This window comes from Sorangium sp. So ce185 (genome assembly GCF_051526825.1).
Taxonomy (GTDB): Bacteria; Myxococcota_A; Polyangia; order Polyangiales; family Polyangiaceae; genus Sorangium; species Sorangium cellulosum_D.
Genome location: NZ_CP150316.1, coordinates 2,694,245 through 2,717,832 on the forward strand (window position 1 = coordinate 2,694,245; position 23,588 = coordinate 2,717,832).

The 23,588-nt window shown below is 72.7% G+C and carries 20 protein-coding genes; 8 read left to right on the forward strand and 12 right to left on the reverse strand.

Annotated elements, in window-relative coordinates:
* From WMF26_RS10000 to WMF26_RS10030, 7 genes are all read right to left on the reverse strand, one after another.
* The gene (locus WMF26_RS10000) at positions 1–975 is read right to left on the reverse strand and encodes an alpha-ketoacid dehydrogenase subunit beta (RefSeq protein ID WP_061625212.1); all 975 of its coding nucleotides are present in this window, start codon (positions 973–975) and stop codon (positions 1–3) included.
* A 168-nt stretch (positions 976–1,143) separates the two neighbouring features.
* Positions 1,144–2,334, reverse strand: coding sequence for a thiamine pyrophosphate-dependent dehydrogenase E1 component subunit alpha (locus WMF26_RS10005; protein WP_438000137.1), 1,191 nt, complete (start codon positions 2,332–2,334; stop codon positions 1,144–1,146).
* A 194-nt stretch (positions 2,335–2,528) separates the two neighbouring features.
* Positions 2,529–3,113: a tellurite resistance TerB family protein gene (locus tag WMF26_RS10010; RefSeq protein WP_438000138.1), complete on the reverse strand. Its 585-nt coding sequence runs from the start codon at positions 3,111–3,113 to the stop codon at positions 2,529–2,531.
* 127 nt (positions 3,114–3,240) lie between these two features.
* Entirely contained in the window at positions 3,241–4,377 is a 1,137-nt protein-coding gene (lipA, locus tag WMF26_RS10015; RefSeq protein WP_438000139.1) for a lipoyl synthase, read from the reverse strand.
* Between the two features lie 54 nt (positions 4,378–4,431).
* Positions 4,432–5,571 (reverse strand): S-methyl-5-thioribose-1-phosphate isomerase, encoded by a 1,140-nt coding sequence (gene mtnA / locus WMF26_RS10020; protein ID WP_438000140.1) that lies wholly within the window; start codon positions 5,569–5,571, stop codon positions 4,432–4,434.
* Entirely contained in the window at positions 5,572–5,907 is a 336-nt protein-coding gene (locus WMF26_RS10025) for a hypothetical protein (protein ID WP_438000141.1), read from the reverse strand.
* 10 nt (positions 5,908–5,917) lie between these two features.
* Positions 5,918–6,757, reverse strand: coding sequence for an SDR family oxidoreductase (locus WMF26_RS10030; RefSeq protein ID WP_438000142.1), 840 nt, complete (start codon positions 6,755–6,757; stop codon positions 5,918–5,920).
* A gap of 924 nt (positions 6,758–7,681) precedes the next feature.
* Between WMF26_RS10030 and WMF26_RS10035 the strand changes: the two genes are divergently transcribed.
* The 4 genes from WMF26_RS10035 (at position 7,682) to WMF26_RS10050 (ending at position 11,559) form a co-directional block, all read left to right on the forward strand.
* Complete coding sequence (locus WMF26_RS10035) at positions 7,682–8,701, forward strand: CAP domain-containing protein (RefSeq protein ID WP_438000143.1); 1,020 nt, start codon at positions 7,682–7,684, stop codon at positions 8,699–8,701.
* A 277-nt stretch (positions 8,702–8,978) separates the two neighbouring features.
* Entirely contained in the window at positions 8,979–9,791 is an 813-nt protein-coding gene (locus tag WMF26_RS10040) for an alpha/beta hydrolase (protein WP_438000144.1), read from the forward strand.
* 78 nt (positions 9,792–9,869) lie between these two features.
* Entirely contained in the window at positions 9,870–11,003 is a 1,134-nt protein-coding gene (locus WMF26_RS10045; protein ID WP_438000145.1) for an AAA family ATPase, read from the forward strand.
* Positions 10,987–11,559: a hypothetical protein gene (locus WMF26_RS10050; RefSeq protein ID WP_438000146.1), complete on the forward strand. Its 573-nt coding sequence runs from the start codon at positions 10,987–10,989 to the stop codon at positions 11,557–11,559. Before WMF26_RS10045 ends, WMF26_RS10050 begins: the two co-directional genes overlap by 17 nt.
* Before the next feature lie 78 nt (positions 11,560–11,637).
* Here WMF26_RS10050 and WMF26_RS10055 read toward each other — a convergent pair whose 3' ends face one another.
* Positions 11,638–12,621: a hypothetical protein gene (locus WMF26_RS10055; protein ID WP_438000147.1), complete on the reverse strand. Its 984-nt coding sequence runs from the start codon at positions 12,619–12,621 to the stop codon at positions 11,638–11,640.
* Positions 12,622–14,247, reverse strand: a complete 1,626-nt coding sequence (locus WMF26_RS10060) for a hypothetical protein (RefSeq protein ID WP_438000148.1) — start codon at positions 14,245–14,247, stop codon at positions 12,622–12,624.
* Between the two features lie 690 nt (positions 14,248–14,937).
* On the opposite strand from WMF26_RS10060, the gene rlmN reads away from it, so the two are divergent.
* Positions 14,938–16,158 carry a 23S rRNA (adenine(2503)-C(2))-methyltransferase RlmN gene (gene rlmN / locus WMF26_RS10065; protein ID WP_438000149.1) on the forward strand — a complete coding sequence of 407 codons (1,221 nt, stop codon included), beginning with the start codon at positions 14,938–14,940 and terminating at the stop codon, positions 16,156–16,158.
* Here rlmN and WMF26_RS10070 read toward each other — a convergent pair.
* On the reverse strand, positions 16,136–17,041 hold the full coding sequence (locus WMF26_RS10070) for a DUF5995 family protein (RefSeq protein ID WP_438000150.1): 906 nt from the start codon (positions 17,039–17,041) through the stop codon (positions 16,136–16,138). The two genes, rlmN and WMF26_RS10070, sit on opposite strands and share 23 nt — an antisense overlap.
* Before the next feature lie 587 nt (positions 17,042–17,628).
* Between WMF26_RS10070 and WMF26_RS10075 the strand changes: the two genes are divergently transcribed.
* Both WMF26_RS10075 and WMF26_RS10080 read left to right on the forward strand, forming a co-directional pair.
* The gene (locus WMF26_RS10075) at positions 17,629–21,084 is read left to right on the forward strand and encodes a nitric oxide synthase oxygenase (protein WP_438000151.1); all 3,456 of its coding nucleotides are present in this window, start codon (positions 17,629–17,631) and stop codon (positions 21,082–21,084) included.
* An 83-nt stretch (positions 21,085–21,167) separates the two neighbouring features.
* Positions 21,168–22,133, forward strand: a complete 966-nt coding sequence (locus WMF26_RS10080; protein WP_438000152.1) for a serine/threonine-protein kinase — start codon at positions 21,168–21,170, stop codon at positions 22,131–22,133.
* A 45-nt stretch (positions 22,134–22,178) separates the two neighbouring features.
* Here the strand turns inward: WMF26_RS10080 and WMF26_RS10085 are convergent, their stop codons facing one another.
* The gene (locus WMF26_RS10085) at positions 22,179–22,445 is read right to left on the reverse strand and encodes a hypothetical protein (RefSeq protein ID WP_438000153.1); all 267 of its coding nucleotides are present in this window, start codon (positions 22,443–22,445) and stop codon (positions 22,179–22,181) included.
* Positions 22,446–22,918: 473 nt separating this feature from the next.
* Here WMF26_RS10085 and WMF26_RS10090 point away from each other — a divergent pair, with 473 nt between their 5' ends.
* Positions 22,919–23,071, forward strand: a complete 153-nt coding sequence (locus WMF26_RS10090) for a hypothetical protein (protein WP_438000154.1) — start codon at positions 22,919–22,921, stop codon at positions 23,069–23,071.
* Positions 23,072–23,087: 16 nt separating this feature from the next.
* Here the strand turns inward: WMF26_RS10090 and WMF26_RS10095 are convergent, their stop codons facing one another.
* On the reverse strand, positions 23,088–23,408 hold the full coding sequence (locus WMF26_RS10095) for a hypothetical protein (RefSeq protein ID WP_438000155.1): 321 nt from the start codon (positions 23,406–23,408) through the stop codon (positions 23,088–23,090).
* Positions 23,409–23,588: the final 180 nt, after the last annotated feature.

A 23,588-nucleotide genomic window follows, 5' to 3' on the forward strand; every position in this document is an offset into this window, starting at 1 on the left:
TCAGTACCTCGCCGTCTCCAGGATCGCCGGAAGGATACGATGCGAGAGCGGGAGGTACTCGTTCTCGAGGGTGTAAGGAAAGGGGGTGTCGAAGCCCGTCACCCGGAGCGGCGGCGCCTCCAGGTGGAGGAACGCCTTCTCGTTGACAAGCGCGACGATCTCGGCCCCGAACCCGCAGGTCTTCGGCGCCTCGTGCACCACGATGAACCGGCCCGTCCGCTTCACCGACTCGACCACCGTGTCGATGTCGAGCGGCCACAGCGTGCGCAGGTCGATCACCTCGCACTCGATGCCCTGCGCGGCCGCCTGGTTCGCCGCGTCGAGCGCCTCGTAGAGCATCGCGCCCCAGACCACGAGCGTCACGTGCCAGCCCGGCCGGACCACGCTCGCCTGGCCGAGCGGGACCGTGTAGTCGCCCTCGGGGACGTCCCCCTTCGCCGCGCGGTAGATGCGCTTCGGCTCGAAGAACAGCACCGGATCGGGATCCCGGATCGACGAGAGCAGGAGCCCCTTCGCGTCGGCCGGGTTCGACGGGCACACGACCTTCAGGCCCGCCACGTGGATGAACTGCGCCTCGGGCGACTGCGAGTGGTAGTGCCCGCCGCGGATGCCGCCGCCCACCGGCGTGCGGATGACCAGCTTCGACGGGTACTCGCCGCCCGAGCGGTAGCGGTACTTCGCCAGCTCGGACACGATCTGGTCGTACGCGGGATAGATGAAATCGGCGAACTGGATCTCCGGGATCGGCACGAGCCCGTAGAGCGCCATGCCGATCGCCGTCCCCACGATGCCGCCCTCCGAGAGCGGCGTGTCGATCACCCGGTCGTCCCCGAACTCGTCGAACAGGCCCTGGGTAACGCGGAACACCCCCCCGACCTTGCCGACATCCTCGCCGAGCACGACGACCCGCGCGTCCCGCCGCATCTCGTGGCGTAGCGCGTCGTTGATCGCCTGGACCATGTTCATCTGAGGCATGCTCTTCGTCTCCGTCTCTCGGCCAGAAGGTGGGAATGCAACCTCACAGGCGCCCCCGCTCCCCTGGGGACCCTATCGATCGCGGGCGGCGGCGCCACCCCGGCCATCGGCGCCGCCCGGCGAGCCGCCCCGCCGACCGCGCCGTCGTCCACGCCGCGCCCGCACGCGCTAGTGGCCGCCGTGGCCCTTGGGCCTCGGGCCCGCCTTGAGCTGCTCCCGCTGCTCGACCAGGTGCCAGGGCGGCTCCGCATAGACGTCCTCGAACATCGAGTCGAGCGACGGCGGCGCCACCTTCTCCGAGACCGCGATGCAAGCCTTGATCTCCGCGTCGACCGCCGCCTCGATCTCGCGATCCTGCGCCTCGGTCCAGCCGTGGGCGCGCTCCATGTGCCGCCGCAGCCGCGCGATCGGATCGAGCCGGCGCCACGGGTCGAGCCACGCGTCGGGGCGGTACGCCTTGGGGTCGTCGCTCGTCGAGTGGCCCGACAGGCGGTACGTCATCGCCTCGATGAGCGTCGCGCCCTCGCCGCGCGCGGCGCGCGCGATCGCGTCGCGCGTCACCTTCACGACGGCGAACAGATCGTTGCCGTCGACCCGCACCCCGGGGACGCCGTACGCGACGCCCTTGCACGCGAACGTGTTGCTCGACGTCTGGCGCTCGGTCGGCACGCTGATCGCCCAGCCGTTGTTGCGGCAGAAGAAGACGACCGGCACCTTGAACACGCCCGCGAAGTTGAGGCCGCTGTGGAAGTCCGACGAGCTGGTCGCGCCGTCGCCGAAGTAGACGAGCGCGGCGAGCTCGTCGCGCTTCAGCTTCGCGGCCCACGCGAACCCCACGGCCTGCGTGATCTGCGTGCCGATGGGCGAGCTCACCGAGCCGAAGTGCCCCTCGCGGTAGGTGTAGTGGTCCGGCATCTGCCGCCCCTTCACCGTGTCGTTCGCGTTGCCGAACATGTTGTCGATGTACCGCTGGAGCGGCAGCCCCCGCCAGAGCGCGGCGCTGAACTCGCGGTAGCACGGGAACATCCAGTCCTGAGGCCGCGTCGCGTAGGCGCTGCCGAGGATCGCCGCCTCCTCGCCGAGCGAGCCGACGTGGAACCCGATGCGCCCCTGCCGCTGCAGCGCCACGAGGCGCTCGTCGAGGTGGCGCACGCGCACCATGAACTTGTAGAGGGCGCTCACCTCCGACGGGTCGAGCTTCGGATCGTGCGCGGGATCGAGCGAGCCGTCGTCGCGCAGGACCTTGATCACGTCGTCGGCACACGTGTCGAGCGGGTGCCGGGCGACGGCAGCCTGCGGCTCCAGGCTTGCCCCTGAGACGGTCGGCGGGCGGTCGGTGGAGTACGTCGCGGTGCTCATCGGCTCGCGTGGACACTAATCAAAGGCGCTGCCCGAGACCAGTGCCGAGACGCGGCGTTCGCTCATTCGCTTTACGCGCGACGTTGACTCGTCGCAGCGAGCGCGCGTCCGGATTGACTCGCCGCGGCGATCACGGGCCCGCGCGCGGCCTCGCCGCACGTCGCACACCGCACGCCGCGGTGTCGATGTCCCGGCTAGACGTTCCCGGGCTCGGCCGCCTGCGCGAGCGCCTCGTCCACCGCGGCCGCGTCGAGCTTGAACCCGCGCGCGAGCTGCTCGAGCACGCCGCGCTCGTGCAAGCTCACGCCGCCGGAGGCCTGCGCCATGAACGCCGCCACGCGGAGCACCTCGCGCTGGTGCTCGGTCCGCCCGATCGTGCGGGAGACCATGGCGACGCGCTTCTCCATCCCGTCCTCGGCCAGCATCTCGCCGAGGTCGGCGAGCAGCGCCTCGAGCTGCTTTTCGTGGACGAGGTTCTGGCATGCGTCCACGACGATGGCCTGGAAGCGCTTGCGCTCCGCCTCGTCGAAGTGGCCGTCGGCGTTCGCGACGAGGAACGCGGCCTCGATGATCGTCTCGAAGAGCGCCACGGCGGCCGGATCGAAGCCGGTGGGCATCGTGATGTCCTCGATCGGGGGTCGCGCGCTGTAGGCCCTCGCCGCCTGGGCGATGATGGAAGCCACGCGCGCGCGGGGCGTCTCCGCGCCGAGGCGTGACGCGCCGGGAGCGATGCCGCCCGGAGCGATGCCGCGGGCGCGCCTGTCGATGGGAGCGGACATCGTGGTCTTTGACCCTCCTGCCGCCTTCAACGCTCGGACAATCCCCGGGGAGCGTCAAGGCGCTTGCGCCGGCCGCCGCAGCGCGCGGCGAATCCGTTCGGTTTCTCGTCCGACCCGGCCCGCGGGACTAGCGGCGGACGAGGGACGCCGCGGGGACGAGCCGCGCGGCGGGCGCGGCCGCCGGAGCGCCGAGCTGGCGGGGCTCGTCGTCGTCGGGCGCGAGCTCCGCCTCGATCCGGGCGGCCTCGCGGCGCGCCACGGCGAGCCGCTCCTCGAGGAGCGCCTCGACGTGCGCGCCCGCGGGGGCCTCGCCCGCCGGGGCGCCGTCCTGCGACGCCGGAGGGCGGCGGTCGACGAGGCTGCGGACGAAGACCTCCGCGGCCTTGTAGCTCGATCGCACGAGCGGCGCGCTGGCGGCGTAGAGGAAGCCCATCTCGAGCGCCGCCCGCTCGAACGCGGCGAACGTGTCCGGCTCGACGAAGCGCTGCACGGGCGCGTGCTTCGAGGACGGGCGGAGGTACTGGCCGATGGTCACGATGTCGACCCCCGCCTCGCGCAGGTCGCGCAGCGCCTCCAGCACCTCGTCGTCGGTCTCGCCGATGCCGACCATGATCGAGCTCTTCGTGAGCCGCCGCGGCGCCGGCGCGCCGCGCCCCTCCGCGTCCGCGGCGAGGCGCCGCTGCCGGTCCTTCGCGCGCCGGAGCACGGCGAGCGACTGGTCGTAGCTCGACCGGACGTCGCGGATGACGCGGGTGATGCGGCGGACGACCTCGACGTTGTGGGCGAAGACGTCGGGCCCGGCGTCGACGACGGTGTCGACGGCGCTCATGTGGCCCTGGAAGTCGCCGACCAGGGTCTCGATGAGCAGGTCGGGGCGGAGCGCGTGCAGGCGGCTCACCGTGCGGGCGACGTGGTCGGCGCCGCCGTCGAGCAGGTCGTCGCGGTTGACCATCGTCATCACGACGTACTGGAGCGAGAGCCGGGCGATGGCGCGGGCCACGTGCTCCGGCTCGCGCACGTCGACCGCGCCGCGCGGGTCGCCGGTCGTGACCGCGCAGAAGCGGCAGCCGCGCGTGCACACGTCGCCGAGGAGCATCACCGTCGCGGTCCCCTCGCGCCAGCACTCGCCGACGTTCGGGCAGCGCGCCTCCTCGCAGACCGTGTGGAGATCGAGCTTGCGGAACGTCTCCTTGAGGTGGTGGTAGGTGTCGCCTCCAGGAGCGCGGACCTTGAGCCATTCAGGCTTGGGCGAGAACTGCGCCATCAGGGGTGTCCTTAGCCCATGCGGCGCGTGCGCGCGAGGGGGAGGCGGCCGGCGTCAGCCGCCCGGCGGCACGGAGCGGCTGATCTCGCGCGTCGTCAGCTTGCCGCGCTCGGTGAAGATGGCGGTGATGAGCTCCGCGGGGGTGACGTCGAAGGCCGGGTGGCGGACCGGCACCCCGGGCGGGACGACGCGGCGGCCGCCGACGACGGCGACCTCGTCGCGGGTCCGCTCCTCGATCGGGATCGACGCGCCGGTGTCGGTCGCGAGGTCGATCGTGCTCCACGGGGCGGCCACGTAGAACGGGACGCCGTGGTGGCGCGAGAGGCAGGCGAGGCCGTAGGTGCCGATCTTGTTGGCGACGTCGCCGTTCCGCGCGATGCGGTCGGCCCCGACGACCACGGCGCCGATCTCGCCCTTCTGCATGAACCACGCGGCCATCGAGTCGGAGATCACCTCGACGGGGATGCCGTCGCGCTGGAGCTCCCAGGCCGTGAGGCGCGCGCCCTGGAGGTACGGGCGGGTCTCGCACGCGAGCACGCGGATGTTCTTGCCCTCGGCGACGGCGGCGCGGATGACCCCGAGCGCCGTGCCGTAGCCGCCGGTCGCGAGCGCGCCGGCGTTGCAGTGGGTGAGGACCGTGCCCGACTCGGGCAGGCGCGCGGCGCCGGCGCGGGCCATCTGGTGGCAGGCGGCGACGTCCTCGCGGTGGATCTCGCGCGCGAGCGCGGCGAGCTCCCGCGCGCGCTCCTCGCCGCGGCGCCCCGCGTGCTCCAGGGCCAGGGCGAGGGCGCGCCGCACCGCCCACCCGAGGTTCACGGCGGTGGGCCGGGCGGAGGCGAGGTGCTCCCCCGCCGCGCGCATGGCGGCGAGGTAGCCGGAGGCGATCTCGTTCCGGGCGGCGCGCGCGGCGAGGGCCATCCCGTACGCGGCGGCGATGCCGATCGCCGGGGCGCCGCGGACCACCATCGTCCGGATGGCCTCGGCGACGCCCGCGGCGTCGGTCGCGGTGACGTAGCGCTCGCGCTCGGGCAGGTCGCGCTGCTCGAGGAGGAACACGCGGTCGTCGCCCTGCGCGAGCTCGACGGCCGAGTAGTCCGCGCCGGAGATGGCCTCGGCCGGCGCCCACGGCGGCGCGAGCCGCGCGCCGTCGCCTGCCTGCTGCGACCTCTGTTCTGCTTCGAAGCTCGTGCTCATTCAGCGCCTCCCGTTCGAGCGTGACGGTTCCCCCTGCGATCCTGCGTCCGTCCCCGAGCCCTCGGCGTTCACGGCGAGCCGGCCGCGGATCTCCTCGGCGGCGGTCGCGAAGTCCTCGGCCGCCTCGGCCTTGCGGCCCGCGAGGTAGGCGCGGAGCGCGTCGGCGGCGAGCAGCGCGAGGCTCGCGTTGATCCCGCGCGCGGTGAGCGCGGCGATCACGTCGCCGTTCTTGAGCAGCGTCTCGAGATCGTCGAAGACCGCGGCGACCTCGGGCCCGGGATCGATGCCGCCGCCGGCGCCGGGGCGCGTCTTCTCGTCGTCGTCGTCGCGGCTCACGCGTCGCGCCTCATTTCTTGGTGGTGGTCGCCTTGGGGATCGCGCTGAAGGGGAAGTGCGGCGGCTCCACGCCGGGCACGCACTGGTACTTCGAGAAGTCGGTGACGCCCTCCTCGCGGAGCAGGACCTCGTCGATCCACGCCTTGCCGGGGCGGGCCGACGGCTCGCGCGCGAGCAGCGCCACGGTCGCGTCGGCGATGATGTCCGCCTTGCGCCAGAGCTCCGGGCCGCCGAGGCCGAAGTTCATGGTCGCGTAGCTCTCGATCGCGGTCGCGGGCCAGAGGGCGTGGGCGGTGACGTTGTGCTCGGCGTACTCGCCGGCGATCGCGTTGGCGATCATCGTCATGCCGAACTTCGAGACCGCATAGGCGCCGTGGTGGGCGCAGGCCTCGGGCTCGACGGGGGGCGACATCATGATGATGTGGCCGTATTTCTGCGCGATCATGTGGGGGAGGACGGCCTGCGAGAGGGCGAACGACGCGCGCACGTTGATGCCCATGATGAGGTCGAACTTCTTCATGGGCGTGTCCGCGACGTCGGCCCACCAGAGCGCGCCCGCGTTGTTGACGAGCGCGTCGACGCGCCCGAAGCGCTCGACGGCCGAGGCGACGGCGGCCTTGCAGGCCTCGTCGTCGCGCACGTCGAGCTTGACGGGCAGCGCGCGGCGGCCGAGCTGCTCGACCTCGCGGGCGACGTCGAGGATCGTGCCCGGCAGGCGCGGGTTCTCGGCGACCTCCGTCTTCGCGGCGACGACGATGTCCGCGCCCTCCCGCGCGCAGGCGAGGGCGACGGCCCGACCGATGCCGCGGGAAGCTCCGGTGATGAAGACAACGCGGTCCTTGAGGCGCATGGAGGGCGGTCATAGCACAGGACCCGGCGAGGGTGCGGGCCCGCGGCGCGATCTCGTGATCGCGTGATCGCGCGCGGCCGTCCGCCACGCCACGCGACGCCACGCTGCGCGCGACGCCCCGCGCGGGCGTCGCGCGCGGCACGAGGCGCGAGGCGCGAGGACAGGCTCTGCCGTGGACGGGAGCGAGCGAGGGCTCCGAAGGGCGCAGAGCGACGCGGCGACGATCGGCCGGGAGCCTCGGATGTCAGGGGGCTTTCAACGCATGGCGCGCAGCTCGCCCCGGACGAGCGCGGGACGAGCGCGCCGGGCGGTCGAGGTGGGCCGCGGGATGTGGGCTGTGGCGGCCGAGCGACGCTGCGGCGCCCGGCTCGGTCCAGCGCGCCGATGGGCGACGGGGCCGCGCGCGGGCCGGGAAAGGCCGCTCCCGTCGAGCGTCGGCCGCTGGAGGGGCCCTGTCCAGCAGGTCAGTCGTGGTCTCGCTGACACGGTGTTGCCGGCATCGACGGATCGCTGGTCTCGGTCTCCTCTCGGAGCATGAACACCTACCCTTCGGCTCAAGGGAGATGGGGTGTCCTGCTGGCGCCCTGTCGCGCACCGGCCTCGAGTGAAGAAATCCTGTCTCATGGAGCCTTGTGAAGGTCGATTCCACGCGTCGTGGAAAGGTTCAGTGATTCGGCGGTAAATCATGCGGTTGGGGGTGTTTCGTATCTGGACATGCCAGCGGTCAGGTGACACCGTGTTGTCAGCGAACTGAAGGGAGGCGCTGCGCTGCGCGGGATCGCGCTGGGCGCTACTCCGCCCCCTGAACAACGCTGTACTGGGGTGGCCCGCCATGGCGCCGTGTGCCCCGGCGTACCTGCCGGCGCGAGCCGCGGGGCCGGGGCGGGCCGAGCTCAGACGGGCTTAATCACAAGGAGCATGCATATGAGCGCTTTGCACCGGACGCTGGTCCTCGCCTTCATCGCTGGCTGTTCGGCCGTCGGTTGTCTCGCATCGACCGAGGTCGATCACGAGCCGTCTGGCGAGGCGTCCGAGCCGGTCGAGGGGGCGGTCTGCGATACCGCTCCGGAGGGCTCGGACATCTCGCTCTCCTGTCCGGCCGGCGAGGTCATCACGGCGGTCGAGTTCGCGAGCTACGGCACGCCGCGGGGGGTCTGCGGCAGCTACCGCGCGACCTCGTGCAACGCGCCGACGTCGAAGGCGGTGGTGGAGCGCGCGTGCCTCGGGCAGTCGAGCTGCACCGTGCGGGCGAGCAACGCGACCTTCGGCGATCCGTGCAGGAGGAGCGCGAAGCGGATGTACGTTCAGGTCGCGTGCGCCCCCGCGGCGCCGGACGGCGGCTCGACGGGCACGGGCACGGGCGGCTCGACGGGGGAGGGCGGCTCGACGGGGGAGGGCGGCTCGACGGGGGAGGGCGGCTCGACGGGCGTGGGCGGCTCGACGGGCGTGGGCGGCTCGACGGGCGAAGGCGGCTCGACGGGTACAGGCGGCGAGACGTGCGGCGGCGCGGGGCCCAGCACCACGCCGCTCGACGCCGAGGAGCAGGCGTTCCTGTCCATCATCAACCAGTACCGCGCGCAGAACGGCCTCGGGGCGCTCTCGGCGTGCACCGCGCTGAGCCGCGCCGCCCAGGGGCACAGCGAGGACATGCGCGATCACAACTACTTCGATCACGCGAGCCAGGATGGCCGGACGCCGTGGGATCGCGCGGCCAACGCCTGTTATGCGTCCGCCGGCAGGACCGCCATGGCCGAGAACATCGCCGCGGGCAACTCGGCGGCGCAGGCGACGTTCACCCAGTGGAAGAACTCGGACGGCCACAACAAGAACATGCTCGGGTCGTCCTACAAGGTCATCGGCATCGGGCGGGCGACCGGAGGCGGGACGTACGGGTCCTACTGGACCACGATGTTCGGCGGCGCGTCGGACGCGAGCTGCAATTAGCGGCGAGCACCCGTGATGCCGCGCACGTGCGCGGCCGCCGACGGCGCGGAGCAGCCTGTCACGCATGAGGCGTTCTGCCACGGCGGCGCGGCGCGATCTGGGCGGAAGAGGCCCAGGTCCGCGCCGCGGGCCGCGGCCGGTACGCCGCGAACGAGGGGCGGCCTGGCGATTGCTTCACACCGGGGCGGCGGAACGGACCTCCGCGCAGGCGAAGAATCGCGAACGACCGGAGGACTCGGGCGATCGGGCTGCGCGGGTCCTCCGTCTGGAAGAGCCCATGGCGGAACATATCATCTATCTCCTCGGTCCGTATCGGATTCCCGGCTTTCAGGGAGAGCGCAACGTCCGTGTCTATCTGCCCAGCGAGGGGGCGCACGCCGCGCCGTCGCCGGTGCTCTTTCTGTTCGATGGGCAGAACGTCTTTCACGACGATCCCTCCTACAGCGGCGGCTGGCACCTGCACGAGGCGGTGCGCGATCTCTCGGATCGAGGCCAGGTGGCGCCGGTCCTCGTGGGGATCGATCACGGCGGGAGCGAGCGGCTGACCGAGCTGTCGCCGTTCCCGGGCGACGGCAGCGAGGGGAGGCTCGACGACTTCCTCGGCTGGATCGCGTCCGAGATCGTGCCGGCCGTGCGGGAGCGCTTCCCGGTGCGGCGCGACGCGGCCGGCACGGCGATCGGCGGCTCGTCGATGGGGGGCCTCGCGGCGCTCTACGCGCATTTCCGCCGCCCCGACGTGCTCGGGGCCGCGCTCTGTATGTCGCCGTCGCTCTGGTTCGCGGAGCGGAAGATCTTCGACGTCATCGCGTCGCAGCCCGTCCCTCCGGGCTCGCGGCTGTACGTCGACGCCGGCGCGCAGGAGGACGGCGGCTCGGTGCTGCGCGACGCCGCGCGGCTGGTGGAGCACCTGCGCGAGCGGGGCTACGGCGAGCCGAACCTGCTCTTCTGCCCGGACGAGGGCGGGACGCACTCCGAGGACGCGTGGCGCCGGCGCGCGCCGGGGGCGCTGCAGTTCCTGTTCGCCGAGGCCGCCGCGGAGCGGCCGGAGGGCGGCGCCGGGGGGGCGGAGGGGTCGCAGCAGGCGGCTTGAGCCAGGCGCAGGAGCGCCCGCGGAACAGAGAGAGGACCAGGGCTCGTCGGCGTGATACTTTGTACGCACGGCAGGCTCATGCTCACCAGCGTCTTCATCCACAATTACAACTGCTTCGTGAACTTCGCGATGGAGCTTCCACGAAGGCTCCTGGTCGTCGGTAGCAACGGGTCGGGGAAGACGAGCCTATGGGAGGCGCTCGCCGGTCTTCAGGACCTCATCGTCCGTAGCACCGAGGCAGCGAGCGCGTTCCCCACGCGCTCGCTCACTCGCTGGCTGAACGGTGACCCCGTGCAGCGGTTCGCCATCGACATGGATCTCGATGCAGAGACGTATCACTACGAAATCGAGATCGTTCACGATATCGCACGGCAGCAGGCGTCAATCCGGCGCGAAGAGCTGACCTCCAGTGGAAAGACACTCTACGAGGCGCTCGACGGCGACGTGCGTCTCTATGGGGACAGCCCGATGGGAGCGCCGCGCACGAGCTTTCCATTCGGCCGCAAGCGCTCCTTCTTGCCGGACATGGAGCCACGTCACGACAATCAGCGTACTATCGCCTTCCGCGAGGCGCTCGCGAAGGTATGGCTACTCGCGCCTTCCCCGCGGCGCCTCGATCCGACGACGGCGGGTGAGGCTCCATGGCTCGATCGGGACGGGAGGAACTTCTCGTCATGGTTCCGAGGTGTCCTCGTCGAGCGACCCGGGCTAGGCAACGCGCTGCTCGAGGCGCTGAGCCCCACGTTGCCGGGTTTACGGAGCGTCGCGTTCGAGCGCATCAGCAGCGAAGTGCGCGAGCTGATGCTGACATTTCGGACTGGAGGAGCGGACTACAAGTTGTCGGCGGGTGAGCTTTCGGACGGTCAGCGGACGCTGGTCGTGCTCTATGGCTTTCTCCTCGGCGCAATCGAGCATGCCACGCTGGCGTTCCTCGATGAGCCGGAGACCGGCCTCGCGCCCCACGAGATGCAGCCTTGGCTTGCCGCGATGTCGGCCGCGCTCGACAAGCACGATGGTCAGGCTGTCGTGACCTCGCATCATCCCGCGGTCATCGATTATATGGCTGCGGCTCGGACGGTCCGATTCTCGCGACCTGCCGGAGGACCGGTACGCATCGATGAGGTAACGCTGGAGACGGCTGGCGGAGCTCGGATCTCCGAGTGGCTCTCACGTCCATGGGCTTACGAGGACGAGCATGAAGAAGCGTCGTAGACTCTACGTGCTCTGCGAGGATGCGTTGCAGCAGCGGTTCGTCGAGCGCCTCGCCGACCGGTGGGGGATCGGACCGAGGCAGCGCAAGATCGACGCTTCGCCCAAGGCGCGCGGATCCGCAGCGCAGTACGTGATCGAGCGCTACACGGACGCAGTGAGGCAGTGGCGAGCCGAGAGCCATGACCCGAACGTGGGACTGCTCGTCGTGGTCGACGGCGACGAGCACGGCGTCGCGCGACGCCGGCAACAGCTCGCACAGAAGCTCAAGGACTCCAGGTTGGAGCCCATCGCCCCTTCGGATCCGGTCGCCATCGTCGTCCCCACCTGGCACATCGAGGCGTGGATCGCGTGGCTATGCGGTCATCGTCCGGTGGACGAGCAAACACGCTACAAGGAGGACGACGAGGCGGGGTGTGTCGTCGGTCGCAAGATCGAGCGGGGCGAGTACTCACCGCAGCGCGCGGTGGATGCCTGGACACCTCCCGCCGCCGATGAAGAGACGCATGTCCCTTCCCTGACGGAGGCTCGCCGCGAGGTCCGCCGGCTCGGCGTCTGATTCAGGGCGCGGGGGCGGCATGGCTGGCCAGCGGCCAGCGACTCTCCAGCGTCGCAGCACGCGGCCCCCCCGGCCCCTCTACCGCCGCCCCTTGCTCCGCTTGCGCGTCCCCTGGACGATGCGCGACGGGTCGCGCGGCGGCGGGGCGGTCGCCGAGAGCGCCGCGGCGAGCCGATCGGTCTCCGCGTCCGAGAACGACCCCTTCCGGAGCGCCGCGATCGCCTGCCCCACGACGTCGCGCGACTCGGGGCGCTCCGCCTGCGCCTTCTCCTCCAGCCAGCGCACCACCTCGGGGAAGCGCCCCGCCAGGGTCGCGATCTGCGCGGGCATCCCCTGCCGCAGGAGGCGCAGCCCCTGCAGCCGCTCGTCGGCCCGCGGCGAGCGATCCGAGATCGCGAACGCCTCCTCGAGCCGCGCGACCACCTCCGCGCCCGCCGAGAGCCCCGTGAGCAGCGTGCGCTCCGCGAGCGCCTCGAGGGCCACGTACGCCTGCAAGTAGCCGTCGGTCCAGGACGAGAGCTCGCCGACCACCGCGTCGCCGCGCGCCGCGATGACGGCGCGGAGCGCCGCCACCACCCCGTCGCGCACGACGCGCCGCGGATCCTCGGCCAGCTGCCCGAGCTCGCCCAGCGGATCGAGCCCGCCCCGGCCGCCCCGCGCGCGCGGCGGCCGCCCCGACCTGGCCGCGACCTCCGCCTGCGCGCCCTGCGCCGCGATCGCCGCGAGCGCCTGCGCCGCCACGATGAGCGCGTACTCCTCGGCGCTCGAGCAGAGCGCCCGCACGAGGCGCTCGGCCGGCGCGCCGCGGTCCGCGATCGCCGCGCCGACCGCGCGCGCGAGATCCAGGTTCACGCGCGGCAAGGGGGCGTTCGGGCCGAGGTCGGGCCCGGGCGCGCGCCCCCCGCCGCGCCGGGCAGGGAGCCCGGAGCTGCGATCGAGCAGCGCGAGCAGCTCGGCCGGGTCGCCGAGCTGCACGGCGCGCTCGATCGCGGCGTCGATCTTCGGGTTGCGCAGCGCGCCCGGGGGCGTCGCGCCCCGGCGCTGATCCGACGTATCGGCCATTCAGAACCCCAGGGAGAGGCCGACCTCCGGAGAGAGGACGGCGGTCACGGCAGGAAAGGTGAGGCTCGCGCGGAGCGCGAGGTTCAGCGATACGGCCTCGAGCGGCGCATAGGCGACGCCCGCGCCGAGCGACGCGAACCCCTGGCCCGCTTGCCGGGTCGCGGCGAGCGTCTGCTGGCGCTCCTCGACCCTCCCGCTCCGGCCGGGCCTCGTGCACGGGCTCGTGATGTCGTCAGGATCGGCCCCGCACGCGGCCGCGTCCTCGAGGACCTCCACGTCGACCTCGGCGTCGACCTGCGCGACCCCGGCCGCGGCGAGCACGAACGGGCGGGCGCCGAGCTGCTCGAACGGCCGCGCCATGAGGAAGTACTGCGCCCGCGCCTCGAGGTGGAGCGGCAGGAACGAGGCGCCGCCGCCCGTCGTGCCGCCGGCCGCGAAGCCGACGCGGCCGCCGACCGTGAGGTTGTCGAGGACCAGCCGATCATAGGCGAGCGCCACCCGCGACGTCGCGAGCGCGAAGCCGAGGTTCACGTCGTTCGCGACGTCCGGCGTCGGCGCGCCGTCGTACCGGGTCCCGTCGCCGCGCAGGCAGACGAAGTTGCGGCGCTCCTGCGACGCGAGGGAGCACACCTCCCTGCCGGACAGCAGCGCGACGTCGGGGGAGAAGGTGAGCCCGACCCAGTTCCGCGAGACGCTGGGCGCGACCTCCGCGGGGGGCCTCTCGACGCACGCGCCGCGGACGCAGGCGAGCCCCCGGCTGCACTGCCGGTCGTCGATGCACTGCCGCGGCCGCTCCCGCTCCGGCGCCGCGCACATCGCCGGCGGCGCGTGGCCCGGCCAGCGGGGCGGCGCCGACGTGATGCGCGCCTCGATCTCCGTGGTGAGCGGCGCGTCGCGCGCGCCCGCGCTCGCGAGGATCGCGCCGTCCTCGTCGACGGCCGCGACGTGATAGCGGAGCGTCCCCTCCGCGGAGGTCGCGGCGCACGGCACGTTGATCCCGAACCCCTGGCCGCGCAGCTTCTTCATGACGAGCGGGCGGTACTCGCGCTCGCCGGGCGCCTGGTACCAGAGCGTCACCTGCTTCACGCTGGGCAGCAGCTCGGCCGGGACCTCGACATAGATCGGGACGGGCGTGCGGATGCGCTGCTCGGGCGGCGGCGCGATCGTGAGCTGCGGCCCGGACGCCGCGGGCGCAGCGACGCCGGTCGCGGCCCGCGCCTGCTCGAACGCGAACGAGACCTCCGGCGTCGCGAGATCCGGGCTCGGCTTCGCCGACGGATCGATGCGCAGGGCGTCCGCGAACGCGTCGCGCGCGTCCCCCAGCTCCTTTCTGCCCTGGGCGAGCACGGAGCCGAGCGCGACGAACAGCCTGGCCTTCATCGCGGGCGAGCACTCCGACGCGCCGCAGGCGTCGATGGCGGCCCGCAGCTTGCGCTCCGCCTGATCGAACCGGGTCTCGAAGTAGTCGACCCCCATCGCCTCGTTCAGGGCCGCCTCCGCCTGCGCATCCCGGGGAGGCGCCTGCGCGGCCGCCGCGCCCGCGACGAGCCACCCGGAGAGCCCCCCCGCCGCGATCGCGACCAGCGCGCGCGGCGCGCGGAGAGCGGAGCCGTTGCGTAGGGGCATCGGGCCGCAACGTAGCCCACCGGTGTGGCCGCGAGCGCTACAAAAACTCCGCGGCAGGTGTACCGCCCAGCCGGCCTCCGCCGCACGGAGGGCGCAGCACGGACAAATAATCCACAGGTTGTTCCCAGCTTGTGGAATACCCAGACGGGGTCCCTCGACATCTTCTGGGAAGCTGCCCGGGTCCTGCGTCGCTCGCGGGGCGGCAGCTCCTCCAAGCGCCGGCGCCGGCCAACGCCAGCCCGGGCATGGACGCGCCGCCCACACCGATGCCACCGATTTTTTTCTGCGATCTCGGGCACTCCGCGGCCCGACGCGCCGCAGAACTTCCGGGCGCTAAACTCCCTCCTCCGAGCCCGATCTGCAACCCAAAAATCACGCATCTGAGCCGTGTTTGAAAGCCCAACCGCTTGTCCACAGCTTGGACACCCGATGACCCCAGACAGGGGTCAGATTTCGTCCCCGTTGCGGGCACCGAAGGGGATGGCCGGGTCCGGGTGTCCGGTCTTCCTTGACAGCCGCGTGACGACCTGTGGAGGCGGACCCGGCGGCCGCTGGGGCCTCGCCGGGGTGCTCGGCCCCCTGGCGGCCGTCCGGGCGCGGGCGCCGCGCCGGGCGCGGGCGCCGCGCCGGGCGCGGGGGCCACGAGCGCAGGGCCGCGCGGCGTCGCGCGCGGCGTGCTAGCTGGTGCGCATGCGCGTTCCGGAAATCCCCGAAGAGGGCGCGCCGGCCCTCGGCGCCGGCGATCCGCCGCCGCCGGCGCCCGTCCCGGCGCGACCGCTGATCCGGAGGAGCGCGCGCGTCCCGCGTTGGCGCGCGCGCCTCGCCGACCACGACGCGGCCTCGCTCGCCGAGCTCCTCCGCAAGGCCGGCGGCACGGCGTCCGCGGCGCGCGCGGTCGCCGGCAAGGTGGTGCGCCACGCGTTCGGCGCGGAGCCGGGCGCCGAGCGGCCCGCGCCGGCGTGGGACGCGGCCGCGCTCGCCGCCCTGGGCGTCGGAGCGTGGGCGCACGAGGCGCTGCTCGCGCTCGAGCCCGGCCTGTCGCTCGAGGTCGCCGAGCGGGCGCCGTCCGAGGACGACACGCTCCGGCTGGTCCTGCGCGCGCGCGACGGCGCGCTCATCGAGTCGGTGCTCATCCCCGGGCCGGCCCGCACCACGCTGTGCGTCTCGAGCCAGGTCGGCTGCGCCCGGGCCTGCGCGTTCTGCGAGACGGGGCGGCTCGGGCTCGCGCGCCAGCTCACCGCCGGCGAGATCGTCGATCAGGTCCGGATCGCGCAGGCGCTCGCGCTCGCCGAAGGACGAGCGCGCCGCGGCGCGCCGCTCCGGAACCTCGTCTTCATGGGCATGGGCGAGCCGTTCGACAACCTCGGCGAGGTGCTCAAGGCCATCCGCCTGCTCACCGACCCGCGCGCGTTCCGGTTCGCGCCGTCGCACGTGACCGTGAGCACCGTCGGGGTCGCGGACAAGATCGAGGCGTTCTTCCGCGAGGCGCGGGCGGAGCTCGCCGTCAGCCTCAACGCCCCGGACGACGCGCGCCGGCAGGCGATCATGCCGGTCAACGCGCGCTTCTCGATGGCGGCGCTGAAGGAGGCGCTCGCGCGATCGCTGCCGCCGGGCCGGCGCGTGCTGTTCGAGTACGTGCTCTTCGATCGGTACAACGACGCCCCGGACGACGCGGACCTCCTCGCCGCGTACGTCGCCGGGCTCCGCTGCCGCGTGAACGTCATCCCCTGCAACCCCGGCCCGGATCCGGCGCTGCGCCCGCCGTCCGCGGAGCGGCTCGACGCGTTCGTGGCGCGGCTGTCCGGCCACGGCGTGACGACGCTGGTGCGGCGGCCGCGGGGGCGCGACGTGGGCGGCGCCTGCGGCCAGCTCGCGGGGATGGCCCGCGTCAGGCAGCCAGCGCCAGCTTGAGGGCGGCGCTCCGGACGAACGGCGCGCCCACCCGCAGCGCCCCGTTGCCCGCCGCGAACGTGCGGGCGACCTTCCCGGAGTGCTGGTTCATCCGGACGACCACAGCGCGCTTGGCCATCGCGTCGGCCGCCTCGACCGTGTCGAGCAAGGAGAGCAGGTCGCTCCAGACCCGGTCGCGCCAGCCCTTGAGCATGAAGAGCACGACGCTCGACACGGTGCGCTGCACGTCCTTGGTAAAGGTCGCGATCCGGGCGAGCGGGCAGCCATAACGATCGCTCAGGATCGCGAAGATTTCCGGCATCGCTGCCGCGAGAATTTCATTCACAAGATCGTGGTCGTGCCGGTAGCGGTGGAGAAGGCGGGCGTCCTGCGCTGCGCCGTGCTGGACGATGTTCCGGTAGAGCCCGAGGGCCAGGTCGTAGTTGATGTGCGCGTTGATGCCGAGCAGCGCGTGCACCGCCGCCGCCGTCCCGTCGGTGCGGCTGCACTGGAAGGCGACGTCCCACGCCTCCACGCCCGTCGAGCGCCCGTCCAGCGACGCCGCGAGCGCCGTCAGGTAGTACTCGCAGAAGATCCCGGCGAGGCGAGAGATCCACGCGGGCTCGAGGAACCGCTGATCGGTGCCGTCGACGACCGCCTCCTTCACGCGGCGCGTGATCACGGCGTAGACGTCGGGGAACACCGCCCGGGGGTCGTTCCTCTCGCGCAGCCGCGCCGCGACCGTCTCCAGCGCCACCAGCGCTTCCGCCACGTTCGCCGGCTTCATCGTCATCCCCTGCAGGATGGCGTGACGCGCGGCGGAGTCCGCGGGACGGCACGCGGCAGAGGACCGCGTCTGCTTGCTCACCATCGCGAGGGGCCGGTCGGAAGTAAGGGTCTTCATGGCTGCGCTGAGCGAGCGAATTCAAGGATCGTGCCCGTATGTCCGGTTCGCAGTCGTACACCGTGTTGAGGTGTGGTGAGCCGCGCCGGGCGGAGCTCGAGCGCGCGCCAGCGCCGCAGGCGCGCTCGTCCACCGCGCCCGCGCTCGCGTGATTTCCCGCGAATCCAGCGGAGTTCGTCGACCCGAAACCCCGGGCGAGCGCGCGAGGCCGTCGGCGGTCGTCAGCGGCTATCCGGAGCGGACCTGCGCGCGGTGGTCACAGGAGCGCCATCTACCCGACACGGTGAGAGCGCTGACCGGGGCGCCAAAGTGCCCCATGGGGCAGATTGTTACGCGCGGACGGATTCCCTTCACTCAAAATGCGGGATGCCCTGACGCTCCGCGTGTTTTGGCGACTTGACGCCACCATGTGCGACGCATCGAGCTGACGTTTCGCGTTGACGCGCCGGGCCGACGTTTCGCCCGCGGAACGCGGGCGTTGCGCCGTATCCTGGCGGGCGGGATCGCGCGCCTGCCCGCATCCATCGACATCGACCGGCGCGCGGAAGGGCGAGCTCCGCTCCTCCGCGCTGCCCCCGCCGAGCACCATGAGCTTCCTCAAAATCGTCTGCTCCGAGCCGAAGAACGACCTCGCCTCCTTCCTCCAGTCGCTGCCGATCGAGCCCGCGGAGCCGGTCGTCGCGCTCGTGCTGAGCACCGCGGATCTCGCCTATCCGCACGTCGCCGCGCGGACGTTCGTCGCGTCGGCGAAGGAGGTGGGCGCGTCGCACCTGCTCTGGGTGGCGCCCTACGTTCCTCCCTCGAGCCCGCTGGGGCAGCAGATCCGCGACGCTGAGGCGTTCGTGCGCGCCTCCGGCCACCGGGTGACGGCCGTGTGGCACGGGCCGCTGCTCAGCGCGCTCAACCTCTGGCGCGAGGACATCCGGCTCCGTCGCACGCTGCCGCTGCCGCTCGGAGGCGCCGCGCTGCCCTGGGTGGCGCCGGCCGACGTGGCCCGCATGGCGATCCGCGCGCTGGAGCAGCCCGGCGTGGAGGCGCCGGTCGTCCGCGGCCCCGCCGCGTGCACCGGCGCCGAGGTGGCGGCCGCGCTCTCCCGCGCCGTCCGGGCCGCCCTCGCCAGCGAGCGCTTCGCGTGGCGCAGGTTCGAGGAGATCGATCGCGACAACAACCGCGCGCTCAGCGAGGACGAGCTCCTGCCCTACCTCACCGGGCTCGGGATCCCGGCCGACGAGGCGAGGGCGCTGCTCGTGGCGGCGGACACGACCGGGGACGGGACGCTCGATTTCGAGGAGTTCACCGCCGGGTTGCGGGGGCGGCTCGACAACCTGGTCCAGCAGCTGCTCCGCGAGGACACCTTCGAGATCCGGTACGTCGACACGCCGGCGGACAAGGCCGTCGCCGCGCTGGTGCGGGCGGGCCTGCGGCGGGCGGCGGCCGAGGCGCTGGTGGAGGGCTGGGCGAGCGTGGCCGCCGAAGGGATCCCCGAGGGGCCGGCCGAGGCCTGGCTCGAGCTCCCGCCCGCGAGCGTCGACGCGTGGGCGGAGCGGCACGCGCTCGACTACGTCAACGTCCACCTGCTCCCCGGGCAGGGGCTCCTCTCGCAGCGCGAGGCGACGGTCGAGGACGGCGCCGCGATGGGCGCGCTGGCCGGCAAGCAGGCCGCCGTCTCGTCGATCGTGGACGGCGGCGGCCGGATCCTCACGCTCTTCCGCGCGCTCGACGGGAGCGGCGTCTCGGCGCGGTGGCTCGACGCGCCCGCCGAGAGCCTCCGGTGGGTGACGTGCGGGGACCGCGACAAGCGCCGCGCGCTGCTCGTGTCGGGCGGGCAGCTCGCGGGGGTGCACGTCGAGGGCGAGTGGCAGGGCCTCCCCTCGGCGATGCGGCAGCTCATGACGCGCGCCCCGCTGCCCGGCTGGCAGCTCGCGACGTTCCGGGAGCTCGGCGAGCTGAAGCTCGAGCAGTCCGCGGCGCTGTGCGAGCCGAACGAGGTCGTGTGCAACTGCGCCGGGGTCAAGCGGGGGCAGATCACGGGGCTCATCGAGGGCGGGTGCGCGACGGTGGCCGAGCTGTCGGAGCGGACGCGGGCGGGCCAGATCTGCGGCGGCTGCGTCCCGGCGATCGAGGAGATGTTCGGCGGGTCGAGCCTGGTGCAGGCCGAGGTGAAGGGCGCGCGGGAGCTCGCCGCCGGGATCTTCCAGATCGCCCTGTCGCCGGTCGGCGGCGCGCCGGCGGCGTCCGTGCCCGGGCAGCACGTGCTCGTGCAGGGCTACCTCGATCGGCGCTGGGTGGCGCGCGCGTACACGCTCTCGGCGCCGGCGCGCGCGGGCGGCGACTACGAGATCACGGTGAAGCGCGAGGAGCTCGGGGTCTTCTCCCGGTGGCTGTGCGAGCGCGCCGCGGCCTCGCTGCTGCGCGCCTCGGCGCCGCGGGGCGGCTTCGTCCTCCCGGCGCCGCCGGTGGAGCGGGTGGTGTTCCTCGCGGGCGGGATCGGCGTCACGCCGGCGATGGCGATGCTGCGGGCGCTCGACGGGAGGGCGGACCGCCCCGAGGCGCGGGCCTTCCTCCTGGACTGGTCGGCGTCGCGCGCCGCCGACTTCCTCTATTTCGAGGAGGAGCTGCGCGCGATCGCCGGCCGCACGCCCGGCGCCGCGTTCCGCCTGCGCGCGACGCAGGCGGAGGGGCGGCTCTCCGCGGAGGACGTGGTCGAGCTGTACCCGTACCGGCCGGGCTCGCGGGCGCTCGTGTGCGGGCCCGAGGGCTTCATGCGCGACGCGCACGAGCACCTGCGCGCGGCGGGCTGGCCGGCGGACGCCATCCAGCGGGAGCTGTTCACCTCGAACGTCGACGCCGCGGGCACGATCCGGCAGGCGCCGCTCCGGCGGGCCGGCGCCGTCCGTGCGGCCGGGGGCGTCTGTCCGGTCGAGCACGGGTCGTTTCAGCTGACCCCGACGGCGCCCGCGGCGGCGCTGACCGAGGCCGAGGCGTTCCTGCGCCAGTGCTACGCGGAGCTCGGCGTGCCGTCGGCCGTGGACGAGCGCTGGCAGGAGGTGCGGGCGAGCCTGGAGAAGCACGGGACCTATGCGCACCTGCCCGACGAGCTCGCCTACGGGGCGCGGCTGGCGTGGCGGAACAGCTCGCGGTGCATCGGGCGCTTCTTCTGGTCGACGCTCCACGTGCGCGACCTGCGGCACCTGAAGACGGAGGAGGAGCTCTTCCAGGCGCTCGTCGAGCACCTCGATCTGGCGACGAACGGGGGCGACATCCGGGCGACCATGTCGGTGTTCCGGCCGGGGGAGCCGCGGATCCGCATCTGGAACGGGCAGCTCATCCGCTACGCGGGCTACCGGCTCCCGGACGGGGGCATCCTGGGCGATCCGGCGAACGTGGAGCTGACGGACCAGGCGCTCTCGCTGGGGTGGCCGGGCGGGGAGCGGACGCGGTTCGATCTGCTGCCGCTGATCATCCAGATCGGCGACGCGCGGCCGCGTTTGTTCGAGCTGCCGCGGGAGCGGGTGCTCGAGGTGCCGATCGAGCACCCGCGGCACGCGTGGTTCGCGGAGCTCGGGCTGAAGTGGCACGCGCTGCCGGCGGTCTGCAACATGGCCCTCGATCTCGGCGGGATCCACTACACGGCGGCGCCGTTCAACGGCTTCTACATGGGCACCGAGATCGGCGCGCGCAACCTGAGCGACGTGACGCGGTACAACCAGCTGCCGCTGATCGCGGATCGCCTCGGGCTGGACCGGTCGCGCAGCGACACGCTGTGGCAGGACGCCGCGCTGGTCGAGCTGAACATCGCGGTGCTGCACTCGTTCCGGCAGGCGAAGGTGCGGATGCTCGACCACCACACGCTCTCGGAGTACTTCAAGAAGTTCGAGCAGCAGGAGCGGCAATGCGAGCGCCCGGTCTACGCGGACTGGACGTGGATCGTGCCGCCGATGTCGGCGTCGACCATGGCGGTGTTCCACACCAACATGGAGAACAAGATCCTGAAGCCGAACTACCTTTATCAGGACGATCCGTGGAAGGAGCGGAAGGGGTAGCTCGGGGCGGGATCGGGCGTGTTTCGCGGTGCTGGCGGGGTTTCCCGAGCGGGCCGGCGGCGGTCTGGTAACCTCCGCGCGCGATGATGGACGACGAGGAGCTCGCGGCGCGGCGCATCGGCACGCGGATCGGCACCTGGAGGGTGGAGCGCGTGCTCGGGGGCGGCGGGATGGCGAGCGTCTTCCTCGGGCGGCGCGCGGACGGCCAGGTCGCGGCGGTGAAGGTCCTGCACCCGTCGTTGAGCCAGATCGAGGAGCTGCGGAAGCGCTTCCTGCGCGAGGGCCCGATCGGCAGCGCCCTGGCCGCGGTCGGCCCGCTCTGCGAGGGGCTGCCGCTCGTGCTGGAGTCGGGCATCGCGGACGACGGGGCGGCCTACCTGGCGATGGAGGTGCTCGAGGGCGAGACGGTCTTCGACCGCATGGCCCGGGCGGGGAGCCTGCCGGTGGGCCAGGTGATGGCGCTGGCGGAGCGGGTCCTCGATGTGCTCGTCGTGGCGCACGCGCACGGCGTGGTTCACCGGGACATCAAGCCCGAGAATCTGCACGTCGGGAACGACGGGCGGGTGAAGGTGCTCGATTTCGGGATCGCGCGCGTGCTCGATCCGCTGCCGTTCGGGATGGGGGAGCTGCCGGAGAAGACGGCCACGAGGACGGGGGTGGCGCTCGGCACGAGCGAGTACATGGCGCCCGAGCAGGCGACGGGGATGGTGCGCGAGATCGACGGCCGTACCGACGTCTTCGGCCTGGGCGCCACGATGTTCCGGCTGCTCTCCGGCCGCGCGATTCACGGCGACGTCGCCGACGCGCGCCTGCTCATCGCCGCGGCGACGGAGCGGGCGCCGTCGCTCGCGCTGTGTGCGCCGGGCGTGCCCTCCGAGGTGTGCGACGTCGTGGATCGCGCCCTCGCGTTCCACAAGGTCGAGCGTTATCCCGACGCGGCGACGATGCGCGCCGACGTCCGCGCGGTGCGGGCGGGCCGCCTGCCGCCGTACGTGGTCGCCGTGGAGGAGGGCCGGATCCCGGCGGGGGCCCCGCTCCCTCGCCGCTGAGGGCGCCCGCCGCGTGGCGGGCGCCCTGTCCGGCTGCGGCGCGCGTCAGCGGCGGCCGCAGCGGAGGTGGCCGTTGTCGTTCGTGATGTCTCCGCGGCACCGCCGGAAGTCGACCATGCGCGTCCTGTGGTAGTGCCCCCTCCGGTCCCTGCACATCGCGTTCAGCGAGCCTCGATTCACCCGGACGTCCCTGCACGTCTTGAGATAGGAGCCCTCCGGCGGTCGTCGTTGCGCTTGCGCCGGTTCGCTGCTGGACAGCACGGCAGACAACGAGAGCGCGCCGAGGACCAGCGCGACGAGTGAACTCTTCATGATTCCCCCCTTGGTGCACCGCATTGCAGAGCGATGCTCGGGGGATCTCATGGGGCGGGCGCTTGGAGGCCGCAATCCTGCTGGAACCGCGAGCGATGGAGATATGAATGTGAAGAATTGAACCACAGAGGGACAGAGGGCAGAGAGGAGAGGGGAGAAAGGGGAGCGGAAAGGCAGAGGGGGAGAGGAAGGCCCAGACCTCTGTTCCGTTATTTCTCTGTCCTCTGTGCCTCTCTGCCGCTGTGGTTCGATTCTCTCTTCGTCTGCCTCGGCGTAGAGCCGTTCTCCTCGAATCGGGACCGCGATATGTGGGGATAGAGAGCGCACATGACGACATCGCGCAGATCCTGGTCGGAGCCGGGCCTCCGCACGCCGCTCGTGGCGCTCATGGACGCGGTGGCCGCGGAGCTGCCGCCACTTGACGAGATCCTGCTCCGGCTGCCGGCGCAGGTGCGGCGCGTGGAGCTGTTCGCGTGCCCGGACGCGCTCGGCATACGGCAGCGGCGGAGCCGCACGTCTTCGTGGATGGCGACGGCGCCCTCGGCGGCGCGGGGGCGGTGCGGCTCATGGTGCGCGGGCCCTTCCCGGAAGGGCCGCTCATGCTGCCGCGGCCGTTCCGGTGCTGAGCGCCGGCGGCGGCGCTCAGCGCAGGGCCTGAGATGCGCTCGGCGCGGTGAGCGCCTGACCGAACCACCGCTCCAGCGTCGCGAGGTCGGCGCAGGCTTCGATGCGCGCCGCATCCTCCGGGGTGAGGTCGAGCTGCCGGTGTGCGAGCACGCGGCGCAGGGCCGCGCGCGCCTCGTCGAGGCGACCCTCGAGGCGGCCCTCGTCGACCAGACGCTGCTTCATCTTGGGATTGGCCGAGAGCAGGACTTCCAGGATGCGGTCCTGGCGCGCGTCGATCTCAGGGTCGCCGGTCCTGGCGAACCGCCACAGGAGCTCCTCACGGGCCGTCGTCGACATGGGCAGGTACTGTAGCATGGACAGCACCCATTCAAGCGGCCGGCGCGGTGCCACCCAGCGGGCTCCCCGCGGGACAGCGTTTCAGAATGATTCAGGCTCGAAGCACAGCGAAGGGTGCAATCCTCGAACGAAAACAACGCCGTCCCCGTAAGTCATCTGGCACGCACGCCGCCGACATCG